Source organism: Serratia sp. DFXYC6 (genome assembly GCF_057196085.1).
The window spans coordinates 288,271-303,372 of record NZ_JBXUNV010000001.1 but is presented as its reverse complement, the minus strand read 5'-3'; the positions used below and the strand labels follow the sequence as shown (position 1 = coordinate 303,372).

Sequence of the window (15,102 nt, the reverse complement as noted above, 5' to 3'; positions counted from 1 at the left end):
AGGTTTCAGAGGTTTGGATTAAGCACCACTTTGATTGAACCGATACCGCGCTTCATCAGCTCGAAACCTTCGGCGAACTGTTCCAGCGGCAACGTATGCGTCACCACGCCTTCGGTCGGCAGATCGCCATTGGCGATGCCTTCGATCACCAGCGGATAGCAGTAAGGGCCGAGGTGCGAACCGAGCACGTCCAGTTCCTTGCGGTCACTGATGATGCTCCAGTCGACGGTCACCGGATCCTTAAACACGGAAAATTCGACGAAGGTGCCGAGCTTGCGGATCAGCGTCAGGCCCTGTTCCACGGACTTCTGTGCGCCGGTCGCCTCGATGTAGATGTCGCAGCCGTAGCCCTCGGTCATCGCTTTAACCGCGGCGGGCACGTCGTCACGGGTGGGATTGAGCGTCACATCCGCGCCGAAGCGCTTCGCCAAGGCCAGACGTTCGTCGGACAGATCCAGCACCACCAGCTTCGAGGGCCCGGATTTCTTGATGGCCCCGATCATGCCCAGCCCCAGGGTGCCGGCGCCGGCCAACACCACCACATCGCCCAGTTTGATATTGGCGCGTTGCACCGCATGGAAGGAGCAAGCATAGGGTTCGATCAGAATGGCTTTTTCGATCGGCAGGTCGGCCGGCACATGATAGTTAATCGCCTCTTTGGTGAACTTCATGTACTCGGCCATGCCGCCGTTAACGTTTTTCTGGAAACCGTACAGGTCATGCTTTTCGCACATCCAATACTGACCGCGGTTGCAGAAGCGGCATTGCCAGCAGGGAACGATTTGTTCTGATATCACGCGATCGCCGAGATTGAAGCCCTCGACGCCTTCACCGTACCCCACGACATGGCCGATGAATTCATGGCCGGGGATCATCGGCGCCTTGATGTACGCCGGTTGTTTTTCATCGCCCCAGAAGCTGGGCGCCCCTTCGAACGCTTTAACATCACCGGCGCAGATGCCGCAGGCTTCGATCTTCACCAGGATCTCTTTCGGGCCGATCTTCGGTACCGGCACCTGTTCCAGGCGGTAATCTTTCGGGGCGTACGCCACAACCGCCTTCATGATCTCGGGGATACCGGCCGCCATTTTCGCCTCTGTTATGCAGGTCTGACACATAGCACTCTCCTCTGGTAGGGAAACTTCTTTTGATCATTAACACGAACAAAGAACAAATGAACACTAACGCTATGCGTTCAATTTGCCCACAGTGAACTTATCAAAGTGTGATATCGCTCAAAAACCCGTCTCCACTAGAGTGAACAACGATTAAAAGCCCTTTTTTAGTGACTAAGATCACCTTTTACAGTGGCAAACTGAAAAGCCAGGCAAAAAACAAAAGAACACAGATTGAACATTTGATTAAACAGGGATACGGTAATGAACGTGGCGCCACCGAGGATCGCCACCCTTTTCGTTACCAATCAGGAGATCGCTATGCTGCCTATCGCCATCGGCGCCGATGATGCCGCCATTGAACTGAAAGATCTGATCGTTGCCCACCTGCAACAACGGGACATCCCCGTCATTGACTACACGACGGATCGCGTCGCAGAAACGGGGATCTATCCCGATATCGCCTATCGCGTCGCGCAGGCGATACGGGAGGAAAAACATCGGCGGGGCATCCTGCTGTGCGGCACCGGCATCGGTATGAGCATCGTGGCCAATAAAGTGCCCGGCATTCGTGCGGCGCAATGTCACGATACCTACTCCGCCCAGCGGGCGCGCAAAAGCAATGATGCTCAGATCATCACGCTGGGCGCGCGGGTCATCGGCGCCGAACTGGCGAAAGCCATCGTCGATGCCTGGCTGGAATCGGAGTTTGAAGGGGGAGGATCGGCGCCGAAAGTCGAGCGGATCGGCTATTACGAAAACGCGGCCGGACGGCATTAAACCGCCTGCCGTCTCGATGGCGGTCGCGCGCAAGCCGCGCTCCGCCTGGGTTTATTCGGCATTCATTGTTATTATCCATCGCAACAATCAGAAAAAGCGCATTTTCATTCTCGATCCGATGATGCAGTGTGTTCCCCCTATGATGAAAAAGGTTCTCATTTCCCTACATTGAGCTTGGTCAAGGAGCTTATCAATGAATCAATTAGACGCACTCAAGCAGCTGACCACGGTGGTCGCCGACAGCGGCGATATCGAATCCATCCGCCAGTTCGAACCCCAGGACGCCACCACCAACCCTTCGCTGATCCTGAAAGCCGCCGCGCTGCCGCAGTACAAGGCGCTGATCACCGAAGCGTTGGAGTATGCCCGCCGCCAGGGCGGCAGCAAGGAAACCCAGCTGATCAACGCCAGCGATAAGCTGGCGGTCAATATCGGCGTCGAGATCCTCAAAAGCGTGCCGGGCCGCATCTCCACCGAAGTGGACGCCCGCCTGTCGTTCGACCGCGGCATGTGCGTCGCCAAAGCGCGCAAGCTGATCGCCATGTACCAAGAACAAGGCATCGACAAATCGCGCATCCTGATCAAACTGGCTTCCACCTGGGAAGGCATCAAAGCCGCCGAAGAGCTGGAAAAAGAAGGCATCAACACCAACCTGACGCTGCTGTTCTCCTTCGCCCAGGCCCGCGCCTGCGCCGAAGCCGGCGTGTATCTGATCTCGCCGTTCGTCGGCCGCATCTATGACTGGTACCAGGCCAAACAGCCTGCCGCCGACTACGACGCCGATCAGGATCCGGGCGTGAAATCGGTGCGCACCATCTATGAATACTACAAGCGTCATCGTTACCAGACGGTAATCATGGGCGCCAGCTTCCGCAAGGTTGAGCAGATCCTGGCGCTGGCCGGCTGCGATCGCCTGACCATCGCGCCAAACCTGCTGGAACAGCTGAAAAACAGCGAGCAGCCGGTCGAACGCAAGTTGACCCCGTCTACCGAGGGCTTCCACCAACCGGCTCCGCTGGCCGAAGCGGAGTTCCGCTGGCTGCACAACCAGGACGCCATGGCGGTGGAAAAACTCGCCGAAGGCATTCGCCTGTTCGCCGTCGACCAGCAGAAGCTGGAAGACATGTTGGCCGCTCAACTGTAATCGCACTGGAGTTTCGTTATGTCTTCTCGTAAAGAGCTTGCCAACGCTATCCGCGCACTCAGCATGGACGCCGTACAAAAAGCAAATTCCGGCCACCCGGGGGCCCCTATGGGCATGGCGGACATCGCCGAAGTCCTGTGGCGTGACTACCTCAACCACAACCCGACTAACCCGCACTGGGCTGACCGCGACCGTTTCGTGCTCTCCAACGGCCACGGCTCCATGTTGATTTACAGCCTCCTGCACCTCACCGGCTACGACCTGCCGATGCGCGAGCTGGAAAACTTCCGTCAGCTGCATTCCAAAACCCCGGGCCACCCGGAGTACGGCTACACCCCGGGCGTTGAAACCACCACCGGCCCGCTGGGCCAGGGCATCGCCAACGCCGTCGGCTTCGCCATCGCCGAACGCACCCTGGCGGCGCAGTTCAACCGCCCTGGCCACGACATCGTCGACCACCACACCTACGCCTTCATGGGCGACGGCTGCATGATGGAAGGCATCTCGCACGAAGTCTGCTCCCTGGCCGGCACCCTCAAGCTCGGCAAGCTGACCGCCTTCTACGATGACAACGGCATCTCCATCGACGGCCACGTCGACGGCTGGTTCACCGACGACACCGCCCTGCGCTTCGAAGCCTACGGCTGGCACGTGGTGCGCAACGTCGACGGCCACAACCCGGACGCCATCAAGGCGGCGATTGAAGAAGCGCGCAAGGTGACCGACAAGCCGTCGCTGCTGATGTGCAAGACCGTTATCGGCTTCGGTTCGCCGAACAAGGCCGGCACCCATGACGTGCACGGCGCCGCGCTGGGCGCCGCCGAAGTGGCCGCCACCCGCGAAGCACTGGGCTGGAAATACGCCGCCTTTGAAATCCCGCAGGACATCTACGCCCAGTGGGACGCCAAAGAAGCCGGTCAGGCCAAGGAAGCGGCCTGGAACGACAAGTTCGCCGCCTACGCCAGGGCCTTCCCGGAACTGGCCGCCGAGTTCAAGCGCCGCATGAACGGCGAGCTGCCGGCCGACTGGAAAGCCGACGCCAGGGCGTTCGTGGAAAAACTGCAGGCCAACCCGGCCAACATCGCCAGCCGCAAGGCGTCGCAGAACGCGCTGGAAGCGTTCGGCAAGGTGCTGCCGGAGTTCCTGGGCGGCTCCGCCGACCTGGCGCCGAGCAACCTGACCATGTGGTCCGGCTCGAAAGCGCTGAACGTTGACCCGGCGGGCAACTACATTCATTACGGCGTGCGCGAGTTCGGCATGACCGCCATCACCAACGGCATCGCGCTGCACGGCGGTTTCCTGCCGTACTCGGCGACCTTCCTGATGTTCGTGGAATACGCCCGCAACGCGGTGCGCATGGCGGCGCTGATGAAGCTGCGCAATGTGTTCGTCTACACCCACGACTCCATCGGTCTGGGCGAAGACGGCCCGACCCACCAGCCGGTGGAGCAGCTGGCGAGCCTGCGCGTGACCCCGAACATGAGCACCTGGCGCCCGTGCGACCAGGTGGAATCGGCGGTGGCGTGGCAGTACGGCATCGAGCGCAACGACGGCCCGACCACCCTGGTGTTCTCGCGCCAGAACCTGACCCAGCAGCCGCGCACCGCAGAGCAGCTGGCGAACGTGTACCGCGGCGGCTACGTGCTGAAAGACTACGCGGGCACGCCGGACGTTATCCTGATTGCCACCGGCTCCGAAGTGGGCATCACGGTGGAAGCGGCGGACAAACTGACCGCGGCGGGCCGCAAGGTGCGCGTGGTGTCGATGCCGTCGACCGACGCGTTCGACAAGCAGGATGCGGCGTACCGTGAGTCGGTGCTGCCGGCGGCGGTGACGGCGCGCGTAGCGGTGGAAGCGGGTATCGCGGACTACTGGTACAAGTACGTGGGCCTGAACGGCGCTATCGTGGGCATGACCACCTTCGGTGAGTCGGCGCCGGCGGAGCAGCTGTTCGCCGAGTTCGGCTTCACCGTGGACAACGTGGTGGCCAAGGCGCAGGCGCTGCTGAAGTAAGCCGCCGGGCGCAAGCCGATAAAAAAGCCGGTCATCATGACCGGCTTTTTTTATTCCATCACCCGATGAATCTGCAAATACTGCAGTAGCATGATGGTTTTGCCGTCTTTAATCCGGCCATCGGCGATCATCGCCACCGCGTCGCGAAACGGCAGTTCGATCACTTCGATATCTTCATCTTCAATGCCGCCGCCGGCCGCGCGCCGCTCATCGTCATGGTATTCGGCGATAAAGAAGTGCACGATCTCGGTCACGCCGCCCGGCGACATGTAGGCTTCGAAGATTTTTTTGACCTCGCCCACCTGAAAACCGGTCTCTTCCACCGCTTCGCGGCGCGCGCACTGCTCCGGCGAATCGGCGTCCAGCAGGCCGGCGCAGGCCTCGAGCAGCATGCCGCTTTCGTTGCCGTTGACATAGGTCGGCATGCGGAACTGGTTGGTCAACACCACCGTGCCCTTGGCGCGGTTGTACAGCAAAATGGTGGCGCCGTTGCCGCGATCGTAAACCTCGCGCATCTGTTGCACCGAACCGCCATTTTTGCGTTTCAGATCAAACGTGTACTTGTGCAGCACATACCAGTTGTCCGACAACAGCTCTTTCTTCACATTCTCAATTTTCGACGACATGACCCTTTTTCCTTGAGTTGCAACGTGAAAATCATACCGCGATTACGCTGCGCCGCAGCAGACGATTTGCAACAAAAATCACAACGCCTCTCCGGGCAAACCAGGATTAAAAATACATCGTGGGCGGACGCATAATCTGACAGACGAATTGCATCCGCAAAGACAAATCCTCAGTGGAAACCGAGCTGCGGCTGAACATCGGCGGGCATTTCGCTATTCATTTGATTACACGACGACAATTGTTCCCGTTTTGTTGACAACTTGATACAAATCGCGGTGCAATTTAGTTGCAAAAGTTATAGTTTTGCTTTCGAATGAAACTGGCGCAGCCCTCACCTGAGAGAAAAGGATTCCGTGATTGCTTGTTAAACGTTCCGTGACCGGCAGCCTGGCCAGGGCGCTGTTCGGCATCGTGATACTGTCGGTGCTCGCCACCGGGTTGGCGTTGACGACCGTCGCCGGCAGCCAGAGCGATGCCGAGGCGATCAACATTGCCGGTTCGCTGCGCATGCAAAGCTACCGCCTGGCCTTTGATCTCGATCGACAGAGCCCGGAGCTGGAGCTGCACCTGCAGCAGTACCGGCAATCTTTGCAGGCGCCGGCGCTGCAAAAGCTGGCGCGCTTTTACGTCCCGGCCGAGGTGCGCAACCACTATCTGGCGCTGCAACGAACATGGCAAGCGATGGAGCGGCAGATCCGTGACGGGCAAGCGGCCGCCTACCGGGCGGAGGTCGCCGGCTACGTCAACCGTGTCGATCATTTTGTTTCCGCTCTGCAGCGTTATTCCGAGTTGAAACTCACCCTGGTGGCCGCCGTCAGCGTGCTGGGCTACGCCGCCATCATCGGTCTGGTGCTGTTTTGCATCCGCTTTATGCGCCGCCAGGTGGTCATGCCGCTGCAGCATCTGGTCGACGCCAGCCAGCGCGTGCAACAGCGCGACTTTCGCCACCCGCAGCTGGACGTGGCGCTGCCGAACGAGCTCGGCGTGCTGTCGCAAACCTTCAGCGCCATGTCTGACGAGCTGGCCCGGCTCTATCAGTCGCTGGAGCTGAAAGTGCAGGAAAAAACCCAGCGCCTGCAGCAGGCCAACGAAACGCTGGAGGTGCTGTATCGCTGTTCACAGGCGCTGAGCGTGCGCCAGATCGATCAGCAGGCATTCGAGAATGTGCTGCGCATCGTGCGCCAAAGCGAACGACTGCGCTGCATCCGGTTGAACGTGGCGGACGATCATGGCCAGTGGCAACTGAACGAAGGAGAGCCGGCGCCGGCGCAAACCTGGAGCGCGCTGCCGATCACCCAAGGCGATAAACTGCTGGGTGAATTGCGATGGCAGCCCGAAGCGCAGCCGCCGCATCCTCACCTGATGCAGAGCCTGGCCAACATGCTGGGGCGTGGCGTCTACTTCAACCGGGCGCAAAAGCAGCACCAATATCTGCTGTTGATGGAAGAACGTGGGACCATCGCCCGCGAGCTGCACGATTCGCTGGCGCAGACGCTGTCGTTCCTACGCATCCAGCTGACGCTGCTCCGGCGCGCCGCCGACGATCCGGCGGCGCAGACGATTATCGACGATTTCGATCGCACGCTGGCCGATGCCTATCGCCAGCTGAGAGAATTACTGGCCACCTTCCGCCTCAACATTCAGGAGGCGGATCTGAATGCCGCGCTGGAGCAACTGCTGCAGCCATTAAAGGCGCTAACCACCGCGCGGATTCAGTTACACTGTCGGCTGCCCTCGCAGGCGCTCAACGCCCAGCAGCAGGTGCACGCGCTGCAGATCGTGCGCGAGGCGGTGCTCAATGCCGTCAAGCACGCAGGAGCGAGCGAGATCGCGGTGTGTTGCGAGGTCAACGCCGCAGGCGACAACGTATTCAGCATTACCGACGACGGTTGCGGTATCGCCAGTCTGGAAGAACCGGAAGGGCATTACGGCTTGACCATCATGAGCGAACGCGCGGCGCGACTGGGAGGAACGCTGCGCATCCGGCGCAGAAGCCGCGGCGGCACGGCGGTCTGCCTGACATTCTCGCCCTGACCTTGCGGCTGTTCACTCTGCGTTACGGTTGCCGCCGGGCAGAAGGCCGCCCGGAGAGGTTTGCGGTGCAGAATGCCGCTATTTTTGAAGAGACAGTCCCACTGTGAAGCACGCCTCCGGGCGCGTTTGAGTGGCTTTACTTGCTACAGGGAGCATATTTCATGGTGATGAAGCAATACCGAGTCATGATCGTTGACGATCATCCGTTGATGCGGCGCGGCATCAAACAACTGCTGGGACTGGATGCGCGATTTGGCGTGGTGGCAGAGGCCGGCAACGGCAGCGAGGCTGTTGCGCTGGCGCTGCAGCACGCGCCGGACGTGATCTTGTTGGATCTGAACATGAAGGGCATGTCCGGGCTGGATACGCTGCAGGCTCTGCGCGACGAAGGCGTGGACGCACGCATCATCGTGCTGACGGTCTCCGACGCGCGCAGCGATCTGTATGCGCTGATCGACGCCGGCGCCGACGGTTATCTGCTGAAAGACAGTGAACCGGAGCAGCTGCTGGAACACATCAGCGCCGCCGCCGAGGGGCAAAACGTGATCAGCGACGCCATGGCCGACTATTTGCTGGCGCGCAGCGAGCAGCGCGATCCCTTCACCGCCTTGACCGAACGCGAACTGGACGTCTTGCAAGAGGTGGCGCGCGGCCTGTCCAACAAACAGGTGGCGGCGCAATTGCATATCTCTGAAGAAACCGTGAAGGTGCACATCCGCAACATACTGCGCAAGCTGGACGTGCGTTCTCGCGTGGCGGCGACGGTGATGTACCTGGAGTACAAAAGCCACTGATCGCCCCGCCCCGGCCAATACGCCGGGGCCGCTTACTCGATGGCGCTGAGCAGCGCCTGATGGTGCTGATGCACCCAACTCTTGTTGAACGGCCCCCAGCTTTCCAACTGATAAAAACCGTCGTTGTTGCGCACGCCCTGCTGCACGAACTGCAGCTCGACGCCCATGCCGGGCAGCGCCTTCAGCACATCCTGCAACGTGCGGCGCGGCCAGCCGGTCAGCGCCATCAACCGCGGCACATTGGGCCGCTCACTGTGGCTGATCAGCCAGCATAAATAAAGCCGACGGGCAAATACCGGGTTAATTCCCATGCCAAGCTCCTGCTGTAAGGTGGATCCAGTTTTTATTTTTCGGCTCCCTGCGGCGAAGACATGCGCAAGGCCTTTGATAGTAATAAAAATGTCTTAATAGCGTACAATTATCGACACCGGGGCACCCACGCCGTTTCCCGCTACCGTTATTTACACTATCTCCTTTTTTTCTCCACGCTTTCCTCGACTATCCCGAGTAAAGTGCAATAGCGCCGGAATCCTTCCCTGCCGCTGAAATGCATATTTCCGATGCGTTTTAAAGATAGAACAAGTCATAACGAGGTTCGCGCTGCATGGCCAATTTTTTTATTGATCGCCCGATTTTCGCCTGGGTGCTGGCAATTATTCTTTGCCTGACCGGGGCATTGGCGATTTTTTCTTTACCGGTAGAACAATACCCGAATTTGGCGCCGCCGAACGTGCGCATCAGCGCAACTTATCCAGGCGCCTCGGCGCAAACGCTGGAAAACACCGTCACGCAGATCATTGAACAGAATATGACCGGCCTCGACAACATGATGTATATGTCGTCGCAGAGCACCAATACCGGCCAGGCGACCGTCACGCTGACGTTCGAAGCCGGCACCGACCCCAACGAAGCGATGCAGCAGGTGCAAAACCAGCTGCAGGCGGCGATCAAACGTTTGCCGCAGGCGGTGCAGAATCAAGGGGTCACGGTCTCGAAATCCGGCGACACTACGCTGATGATGGTGGCGTTCGTCTCCACCGACAACAGCATGGACAAGCAGGACATCGCCGATTACATCGTCTCCAACCTGCAGGATCCGCTCAGCCGCATCAACGGCGTCGGCAGCATGGACGTGTATGGCTCACAATACGCCATGCGCATCTGGCTCGATCCCAACAAGCTCAACAGCTATCAGCTCACGACCCAGGACGTGGTCAAGGCCATTCAGTCGCAGAACGCCCAGGTGGCGGTCGGCCAGTTGGGCGGCACGCCGTCGGTCGATAAACAGGCGCTGAACGCCACCATCAACGCCCAGTCGCAACTCCAGACGCCGGAACAGTTCCGCCAGATCACCCTGCGGGTCAATCAGGACGGTTCGCTGGTGACGCTGGGCAACGTCGCCACCGTTGAGTTGGGCGGCGAGAACTACAACTACCTCAGCCGCTACAACGGCATGCAGGCCGCCGGCATGAACATCAAGCTGGCCTCCGGCGCCAACGAACTGCAGACCGACCAGTTGGTGAAGGACAAGATCGCCGAGCTGTCACAATACTTCCCGCACGGGCTGGAGGCCAAAGTGGCCTATGAAACCACCCCGTTCGTCAAAGCCTCGATCAAGGACGTGGTGAAAACGCTGCTGGAGGCCATCCTGCTGGTGTTCCTGGTGATGTATCTGTTCCTGCAGAACTTCCGCGCCACGCTGATCCCCACCATCGCCGTGCCGGTGGTGCTGATGGGCACTTTCGCCATCCTCTCCGCCTGCGGCTTCAGCATCAACACCCTCACCATGTTCGCCATGGTGCTGGCGATCGGCCTGCTGGTGGACGACGCCATCGTGGTGGTGGAGAACGTCGAGCGCGTGATGAGCGAGGAAGGCTTGCCGCCGCGAGAGGCCACGCGCAAATCCATGGGGCAAATCCAGAGCGCGCTGGTCGGCATCGCCCTGGTGCTGTCGGCGGTGTTCGTGCCGATGGCGTTCTTCGGCGGCACCACCGGCGCCATCTATCGCCAGTTCTCCATCACCATCGTCTCCGCCATGGTGCTGTCGGTGCTGGTGGCGATGATCCTGACCCCGGCCCTGTGCGCGACGCTGCTTAAACCGATCGCCAAAGGGCACCATCACGGCAAGCGCGGCTTCTTCGGCTGGTTCAACCGCATGTTCAACCGCAATGCCGATCGCTATGAGCGCGGCGTGGGGCGCATTCTGCACGCCAGCGGCCGCTACATGGTGATTTATCTGCTGTTGCTCGGCGGCATGGCGCTGCTGTTCATCAAGCTGCCGACCTCGTTCCTGCCGCAGGAAGACCGCGGCATCTTCACCGTACAGGTGCAGTTGCCGGCGGGCTCGACCCTGCAGCAAACCTCCAAAGTGGTGGAAAAGGTCGAGCGGTACTTCCTCACCGAAGAGAAACAGGACGTTTTGTCGGTGTTCGCCATCATCGGCTCCGGGCCCGGCGGCAACGGCCAAAACGTGGCGCGCCTGTTCGTGCGGCTGAAAGACTGGGATCTGCGCACCTCGGGTGCCAACAGCTCGTTCGACATCATCGACCGCGCCACGCTGGCATTCAACAAGATTAACGAAGCCCGGGTGATCGCCAGCAGCCCGCCGGCGATCACCGGTCTCGGCAACTCCTCCGGCTTCGACATGGAGTTGGAAGACCACGCCGGGCTCGGCCACGCCAAACTGATGGCGGCGCGCGATCAGCTGCTGCAGCTGGCGGCGCAAAACCCGCTGCTGTCGCGCGTGCGCCACAACGGCCTGGACGACAGCCCGCAGCTGCAAATCGATATCGATCAGCGCAAGGCTCAGGCGCTGGGCGTATCGATCGACGACATCAACAATACCCTCTCCACCGCCTGGGGCTCGACCTACGTCAACGACTTCGTCGACCGCGGGCGGGTGAAAAAAGTCTACGTGCAGGCCGCAGCGCCGTTCCGCATGCTGCCGGATGACATCAACAAATGGTATGTGCGCAACAGCGCGGGCGGCATGGTGCCGTTCTCGGCCTTCGCCAGCTCGCACTGGGAGTACGGTTCGCCACGGCTGGAGCGCTATAACGGCAGTTCGGCGCTGGAGATCGTCGGCGAGGCGGCCAACGGCGTCAGCACCGGCACCGCCATGGCGGAAATGGAAAAACTGGTCAGCCAACTGCCGACCGGTTTCGGGCTGGAATGGACGGCGATGTCCTATCAGGAACGGCTGTCCGGCTCGCAGGCACCGGCGTTGTATGCCATCTCGCTGCTGGTGGTGTTCCTGTGCCTGGCGGCGCTGTACGAAAGCTGGTCGATACCGTTCTCGGTGATGCTGGTGGTGCCGCTGGGGGTGATCGGCGCGGTCGCCGCCACCTGGCTGCGCGGCCTGGAGAACGACGTCTATTTCCAGGTCGGCCTGTTGACCATCATTGGGCTGTCGGCGAAAAACGCCATTCTGATCGTCGAGTTCGCCAATGAGCTGAACCATAAAGGGCAGGATCTGATGTCGGCGACGCTCGACGCGTCCCGCATGCGCCTGCGGCCGATCCTGATGACCTCGCTGGCGTTCATCTTCGGCGTGCTGCCGATGGCTACCAGCAGCGGCGCCGGTTCCGGCAGCCAGCATGCGGTCGGCACCGGGGTGATGGGCGGCATGATCTCCGCCACCCTGCTGGCGATTTTCTTCGTGCCATTGTTCTTTGTGCTGGTTCGCCGCCGTTTCCCGGGTAAAGCGCATCCGGCAGGCAATACGCCGGCCACCGGGGACTGATCCGCGAGATATAAAAAAAGCAGCGTCGGGTTACCGATGCTGCTTTATTTCGAACGAAAATCTCGTTCCCAAGGTGTTTCAGTGACTTTCCAATGACTCAACCTTGCCATCTGCTTCAACGCTGTGTCAGTTGCCCAACATCTCATCAATGAAGTCTTTCCAGTTTCCTAATTCACGATCAACCATAATACTTTACAACCTCAATTATTTGACGAAGCGGATTCTACGCCTGTTTTTTGACCATGTGAAGGGAAACGGGAACGATGCCGGGCTCGGAAACCGGGCTTAGCGCACATTTTCGTATTTATCTGATCAATGTTCAGTGCAGCTATTCCCTTGTGATATCAATTTCTCCACGATAGCGTGTAAAAGGTATAAAAATACGCCAATGGAGCCCAGATCATGTCCACTTCTTTGTCTCTCTTAGAGTTAAAAACGCAGGGCCGCTATCAAGAGGCGACCGCGCTGGCGCTAAGGCAACTGGCGGCAGAGCCGGAAGCGGCAACGCTGCACTTTCAGCTGGCCTGCCTGTATGACGTACAGGGCCTGGAGCAACAGGCCATTCCCTGTTACCTCGCGGCGTTGGCTCGCGATTTGCCGCCCGCCCAACGCCGCGAGGCCTGGCTGGGTCTCGGCAGCACCTACCGCGCCCTGGGAGAATATTCGGCGTCGCTACGGGCTTTCGACGACGGCCTGGCCGAGTTCCCGCAGGCCAACGAGCTGATGCTGTTTCGCGCCATGGCGCTGTACAACCTGGGTGAAAATAAACGGGCCGTGACCGATCTGTTGCTGCTGCTGGCGGAAACCTCGTCAGACCCCGACATCCGCGGTTATCAACGCGCCATTCGGCACTATGCCGCCGATCTCAGTCTTATCGGTTAGAGGAAAACGATGGAAATTATCACCGACCCGAGTCGCCGCGCCATCGACTGGCAGCGGCTGTGTGAATTGCTGGAGGCCGCCGGGCTGGGCAAGCGCGATCCGCACACCTTGCGGCGCGTTTACCAACACAGCCAGTTTTGCTATTGGGGGTTTATCGGCGACGAGTTGATCGCCACTGCACATGCCATCAGCGATCTGACATCGGTCGCTTACCTGGCGGACGTGGCGATCGATCCGCGTTTTCAGGGACAAGGGCTGGGGCGCAGGTTGATGGATCGGGTGATGCAAGATCTGGCGCCGCTCGGCAAGATTTTCATCTATTCCGTGCCGGAAAAGCTCGCCTTCTATAAAAAGTACGGCTTTCACGATTTGACCACCGGCATGGTGTATGCGGACGGCGCTGCGCTGCAGCGCCTGCAACAAGGGGGCTACGTGCGTTAAATGTGCATCACAAGGTTTTGCTCATAAAGATACGGCGGGTTCCCGGCGGCAAGCAAGGCACTTCACCCATACGCTGCCAGCCATGCCGTTGATAAAAGTCCGGCGCCTGAAAGCTGATGGTGTACAACACGGCGGAAAGGCAACCGCGCCGACGGCCTTCCTGTTCGAAGCGGCGCAACAGTTCGCTGCCCAACCCCGCGCCGCGCAGCGCTTCCGGCAGATAAAAGAGATCGAGAAACAGCAGCCCTAACGATGAGCGTCCGGTAATCCCTCCCAGAACTTCCCCACTGTCGGGATCTCTTACCACCACCGCCAGCGGCAGACGATCGCCGTAGCCGACATGTTGATCGTTAAAACGGTCCAATCCCTCCGCGATACAGGACGTTATTTCCTGCGTTACCCGCTCGGAAATTTCGATATGACATTTTTTCACGCCGGCTCTCCGGATCAATCATCCATGTTCACACTCTGATTACAGCTTAAAACATCGCAGTTTCTTTGTTTAGAATTATCTTTGTCTCAATTTCAACGTTAATTTTTTCATGACCTCATCGCCGACTCTGGTGACGTTCAAAATAAAGCCACCCATCGTGACAAAACCAAGAAAAATCTTAGTTATTAATTCGTTAAGCCCAAACAGCCATTCTTAAATGATCGTCAAAACCGATCATTTTACATATTTTGATAGCCTTGATCTATGTTAATTCCTTTTAATTACCGAGGTATTAATAGAAGATGTCTATTCTATTAACCTTACCTTGCTTAAAAATTCGGTTGAAAAAAAAGATTTACTCTTTATAAATCATGCTAGTATATAACCTTCCCTTCAAAGCTCGCGCCCAGATAACGCTCATTCATTTGCGGCGCAAGAAAAGTTCAACATGCAATTATTTGGATTTTTTCTTTTTTTATGTTTTAAGATAGCCATCCTCACCGGGAAATAAAAAGTAAAGGATTATAATAAAATGGAAATTGATATTTTCAGCGAGTGTGCTTATACCACCGTCGGCATCCGACAACTCATTAACCAAACCTGGGCGGAAAAACGCGCGCCGGCCGGCTTTAGCCGCAGAAGGGTCTGCTTTATCGATGTCACCATCGCCAACTTTGAAGCGCGTTACCGCGATGAATATGCCAACCCCAATACCTACAAAATAATCATTATTACCGACTGCCTGCATGAGATGGTGATTGTCGACAATAAGACCATTATATTATCAAACCTTATATCATTGATCCGCTTCAGCCACCTGATCGGCGACTTATATAAGCGTTACAGTCACTATACCGAGCCGCCGCAACTCTCTCAGCGCGAATCGCATTTTCTCTCGGAGTGGTCAACGGGAAAATCGCTGGCCGACATCAGCAATGCCATGAATATCAGAAATAAAACCGCCAATCATTACAAATCACGAATCATGAAAAAACTCGGCGCCAGCAGGATAAAACCGCTGTTGCATATTACCCGCGTACGGTGTTTGACCGAGCGTTTAAACATAAGAATCAATAAAGAGTAGTTCTCTCTCCCCC

At 58.4% G+C, this 15,102-nt stretch carries 14 protein-coding genes; 9 read left to right on the top strand and 5 right to left on the bottom strand.

Annotated features, from left to right (window positions below; translation table 11 throughout):
- Nucleotides 1–5 precede the first annotated feature (5 nt).
- A complete protein-coding gene (locus tag AC2CGQ_RS01560; protein WP_004936590.1) occupies nt 6–1,118 on the bottom strand; it encodes an erythritol/L-threitol dehydrogenase in 1,113 nt (370 codons plus the stop codon).
- A gap of 318 nt (nt 1,119–1,436) precedes the next feature.
- Between AC2CGQ_RS01560 and rpiB the strand changes: the two genes are divergently transcribed.
- The 3 genes from rpiB (at nt 1,437) to tkt (ending at nt 5,052) form a co-directional block, all read left to right on the top strand.
- Nucleotides 1,437–1,895, top strand: a complete 459-nt coding sequence (gene rpiB, locus AC2CGQ_RS01555; protein ID WP_172574873.1) for a ribose 5-phosphate isomerase B — start codon at nt 1,437–1,439, stop codon at nt 1,893–1,895.
- 193 nt (nt 1,896–2,088) lie between these two features.
- The gene (gene tal, locus AC2CGQ_RS01550; protein ID WP_004936597.1) at nt 2,089–3,039 is read left to right on the top strand and encodes a transaldolase; all 951 of its coding nucleotides are present in this window, start codon (nt 2,089–2,091) and stop codon (nt 3,037–3,039) included.
- Nucleotides 3,040–3,057: 18 nt separating this feature from the next.
- Nucleotides 3,058–5,052, top strand: a complete 1,995-nt coding sequence (tkt, locus tag AC2CGQ_RS01545) for a transketolase (protein WP_484593429.1) — start codon at nt 3,058–3,060, stop codon at nt 5,050–5,052.
- Between the two features lie 50 nt (nt 5,053–5,102).
- Here tkt and nudK read toward each other — a convergent pair whose 3' ends face one another.
- Nucleotides 5,103–5,678 carry a GDP-mannose pyrophosphatase NudK gene (gene nudK, locus AC2CGQ_RS01540; protein ID WP_015378696.1) on the bottom strand — a complete coding sequence of 192 codons (576 nt, stop codon included), beginning with the start codon at nt 5,676–5,678 and terminating at the stop codon, nt 5,103–5,105.
- Between the two features lie 358 nt (nt 5,679–6,036).
- Between nudK and narQ the strand changes: the two genes are divergently transcribed.
- The gene (gene narQ, locus AC2CGQ_RS01535; protein ID WP_015378697.1) at nt 6,037–7,713 is read left to right on the top strand and encodes a nitrate/nitrite two-component system sensor histidine kinase NarQ; all 1,677 of its coding nucleotides are present in this window, start codon (nt 6,037–6,039) and stop codon (nt 7,711–7,713) included.
- Between the two features lie 161 nt (nt 7,714–7,874).
- Nucleotides 7,875–8,507, top strand: a complete 633-nt coding sequence (locus AC2CGQ_RS01530; RefSeq protein ID WP_015378698.1) for a response regulator — start codon at nt 7,875–7,877, stop codon at nt 8,505–8,507.
- A 32-nt stretch (nt 8,508–8,539) separates the two neighbouring features.
- Here the strand turns inward: AC2CGQ_RS01530 and AC2CGQ_RS01525 are convergent, their stop codons facing one another.
- Nucleotides 8,540–8,818: a winged helix-turn-helix domain-containing protein gene (locus AC2CGQ_RS01525; protein ID WP_004941750.1), complete on the bottom strand. Its 279-nt coding sequence runs from the start codon at nt 8,816–8,818 to the stop codon at nt 8,540–8,542.
- 293 nt (nt 8,819–9,111) lie between these two features.
- On the opposite strand from AC2CGQ_RS01525, the gene acrD reads away from it, so the two are divergent.
- Nucleotides 9,112–12,249: a multidrug efflux RND transporter permease AcrD gene (gene acrD, locus AC2CGQ_RS01520; RefSeq protein WP_004941747.1), complete on the top strand. Its 3,138-nt coding sequence runs from the start codon at nt 9,112–9,114 to the stop codon at nt 12,247–12,249.
- Nucleotides 12,250–12,375: 126 nt separating this feature from the next.
- On the opposite strand, the gene ypfM is transcribed toward acrD, so the two are convergent.
- The gene (gene ypfM, locus AC2CGQ_RS01515) at nt 12,376–12,435 is read right to left on the bottom strand and encodes a protein YpfM (RefSeq protein WP_100396732.1); all 60 of its coding nucleotides are present in this window, start codon (nt 12,433–12,435) and stop codon (nt 12,376–12,378) included.
- A 216-nt stretch (nt 12,436–12,651) separates the two neighbouring features.
- Between ypfM and AC2CGQ_RS01510 the strand changes: the two genes are divergently transcribed.
- Entirely contained in the window at nt 12,652–13,131 is a 480-nt protein-coding gene (locus AC2CGQ_RS01510; protein ID WP_015378699.1) for a tetratricopeptide repeat protein, read from the top strand.
- 9 nt (nt 13,132–13,140) lie between these two features.
- On the top strand, nt 13,141–13,572 hold the full coding sequence (locus AC2CGQ_RS01505; protein WP_004941740.1) for a GNAT family N-acetyltransferase: 432 nt from the start codon (nt 13,141–13,143) through the stop codon (nt 13,570–13,572).
- Between the two features lie 7 nt (nt 13,573–13,579).
- Here the strand turns inward: AC2CGQ_RS01505 and AC2CGQ_RS01500 are convergent, their stop codons facing one another.
- Nucleotides 13,580–14,005 (bottom strand): GNAT family N-acetyltransferase, encoded by a 426-nt coding sequence (locus tag AC2CGQ_RS01500; RefSeq protein ID WP_031299895.1) that lies wholly within the window; start codon nt 14,003–14,005, stop codon nt 13,580–13,582.
- 532 nt (nt 14,006–14,537) lie between these two features.
- Between AC2CGQ_RS01500 and AC2CGQ_RS01495 the strand changes: the two genes are divergently transcribed.
- Nucleotides 14,538–15,089 (top strand): LuxR C-terminal-related transcriptional regulator, encoded by a 552-nt coding sequence (locus tag AC2CGQ_RS01495; protein WP_015378702.1) that lies wholly within the window; start codon nt 14,538–14,540, stop codon nt 15,087–15,089.
- Nucleotides 15,090–15,102: the final 13 nt, after the last annotated feature.

Bases quoted from the DNA above. Each gene is read 5' to 3' on its own strand.
- AC2CGQ_RS01560 (WP_004936590.1), bottom strand. From the start codon at position 1,118: ATGTGTCAGACCTGCATAACAGAGGCGAAAATGGCGGCCGGTATCCCC.
- tkt (WP_484593429.1), top strand. From the start codon at position 3,058: ATGTCTTCTCGTAAAGAGCTTGCCAACGCTATCCGCGCACTCAGCATG.
- acrD (WP_004941747.1), top strand. From the start codon at position 9,112: ATGGCCAATTTTTTTATTGATCGCCCGATTTTCGCCTGGGTGCTGGCA.
- rpiB (WP_172574873.1), top strand. From the start codon at position 1,437: ATGCTGCCTATCGCCATCGGCGCCGATGATGCCGCCATTGAACTGAAA.
- tal (WP_004936597.1), top strand. From the start codon at position 2,089: ATGAATCAATTAGACGCACTCAAGCAGCTGACCACGGTGGTCGCCGAC.
- AC2CGQ_RS01495 (WP_015378702.1), top strand. From the start codon at position 14,538: ATGGAAATTGATATTTTCAGCGAGTGTGCTTATACCACCGTCGGCATC.
- nudK (WP_015378696.1), bottom strand. From the start codon at position 5,678: ATGTCGTCGAAAATTGAGAATGTGAAGAAAGAGCTGTTGTCGGACAAC.
- AC2CGQ_RS01525 (WP_004941750.1), bottom strand. From the start codon at position 8,818: ATGGGAATTAACCCGGTATTTGCCCGTCGGCTTTATTTATGCTGGCTG.
- AC2CGQ_RS01530 (WP_015378698.1), top strand. From the start codon at position 7,875: ATGGTGATGAAGCAATACCGAGTCATGATCGTTGACGATCATCCGTTG.
- AC2CGQ_RS01505 (WP_004941740.1), top strand. From the start codon at position 13,141: ATGGAAATTATCACCGACCCGAGTCGCCGCGCCATCGACTGGCAGCGG.
- AC2CGQ_RS01510 (WP_015378699.1), top strand. From the start codon at position 12,652: ATGTCCACTTCTTTGTCTCTCTTAGAGTTAAAAACGCAGGGCCGCTAT.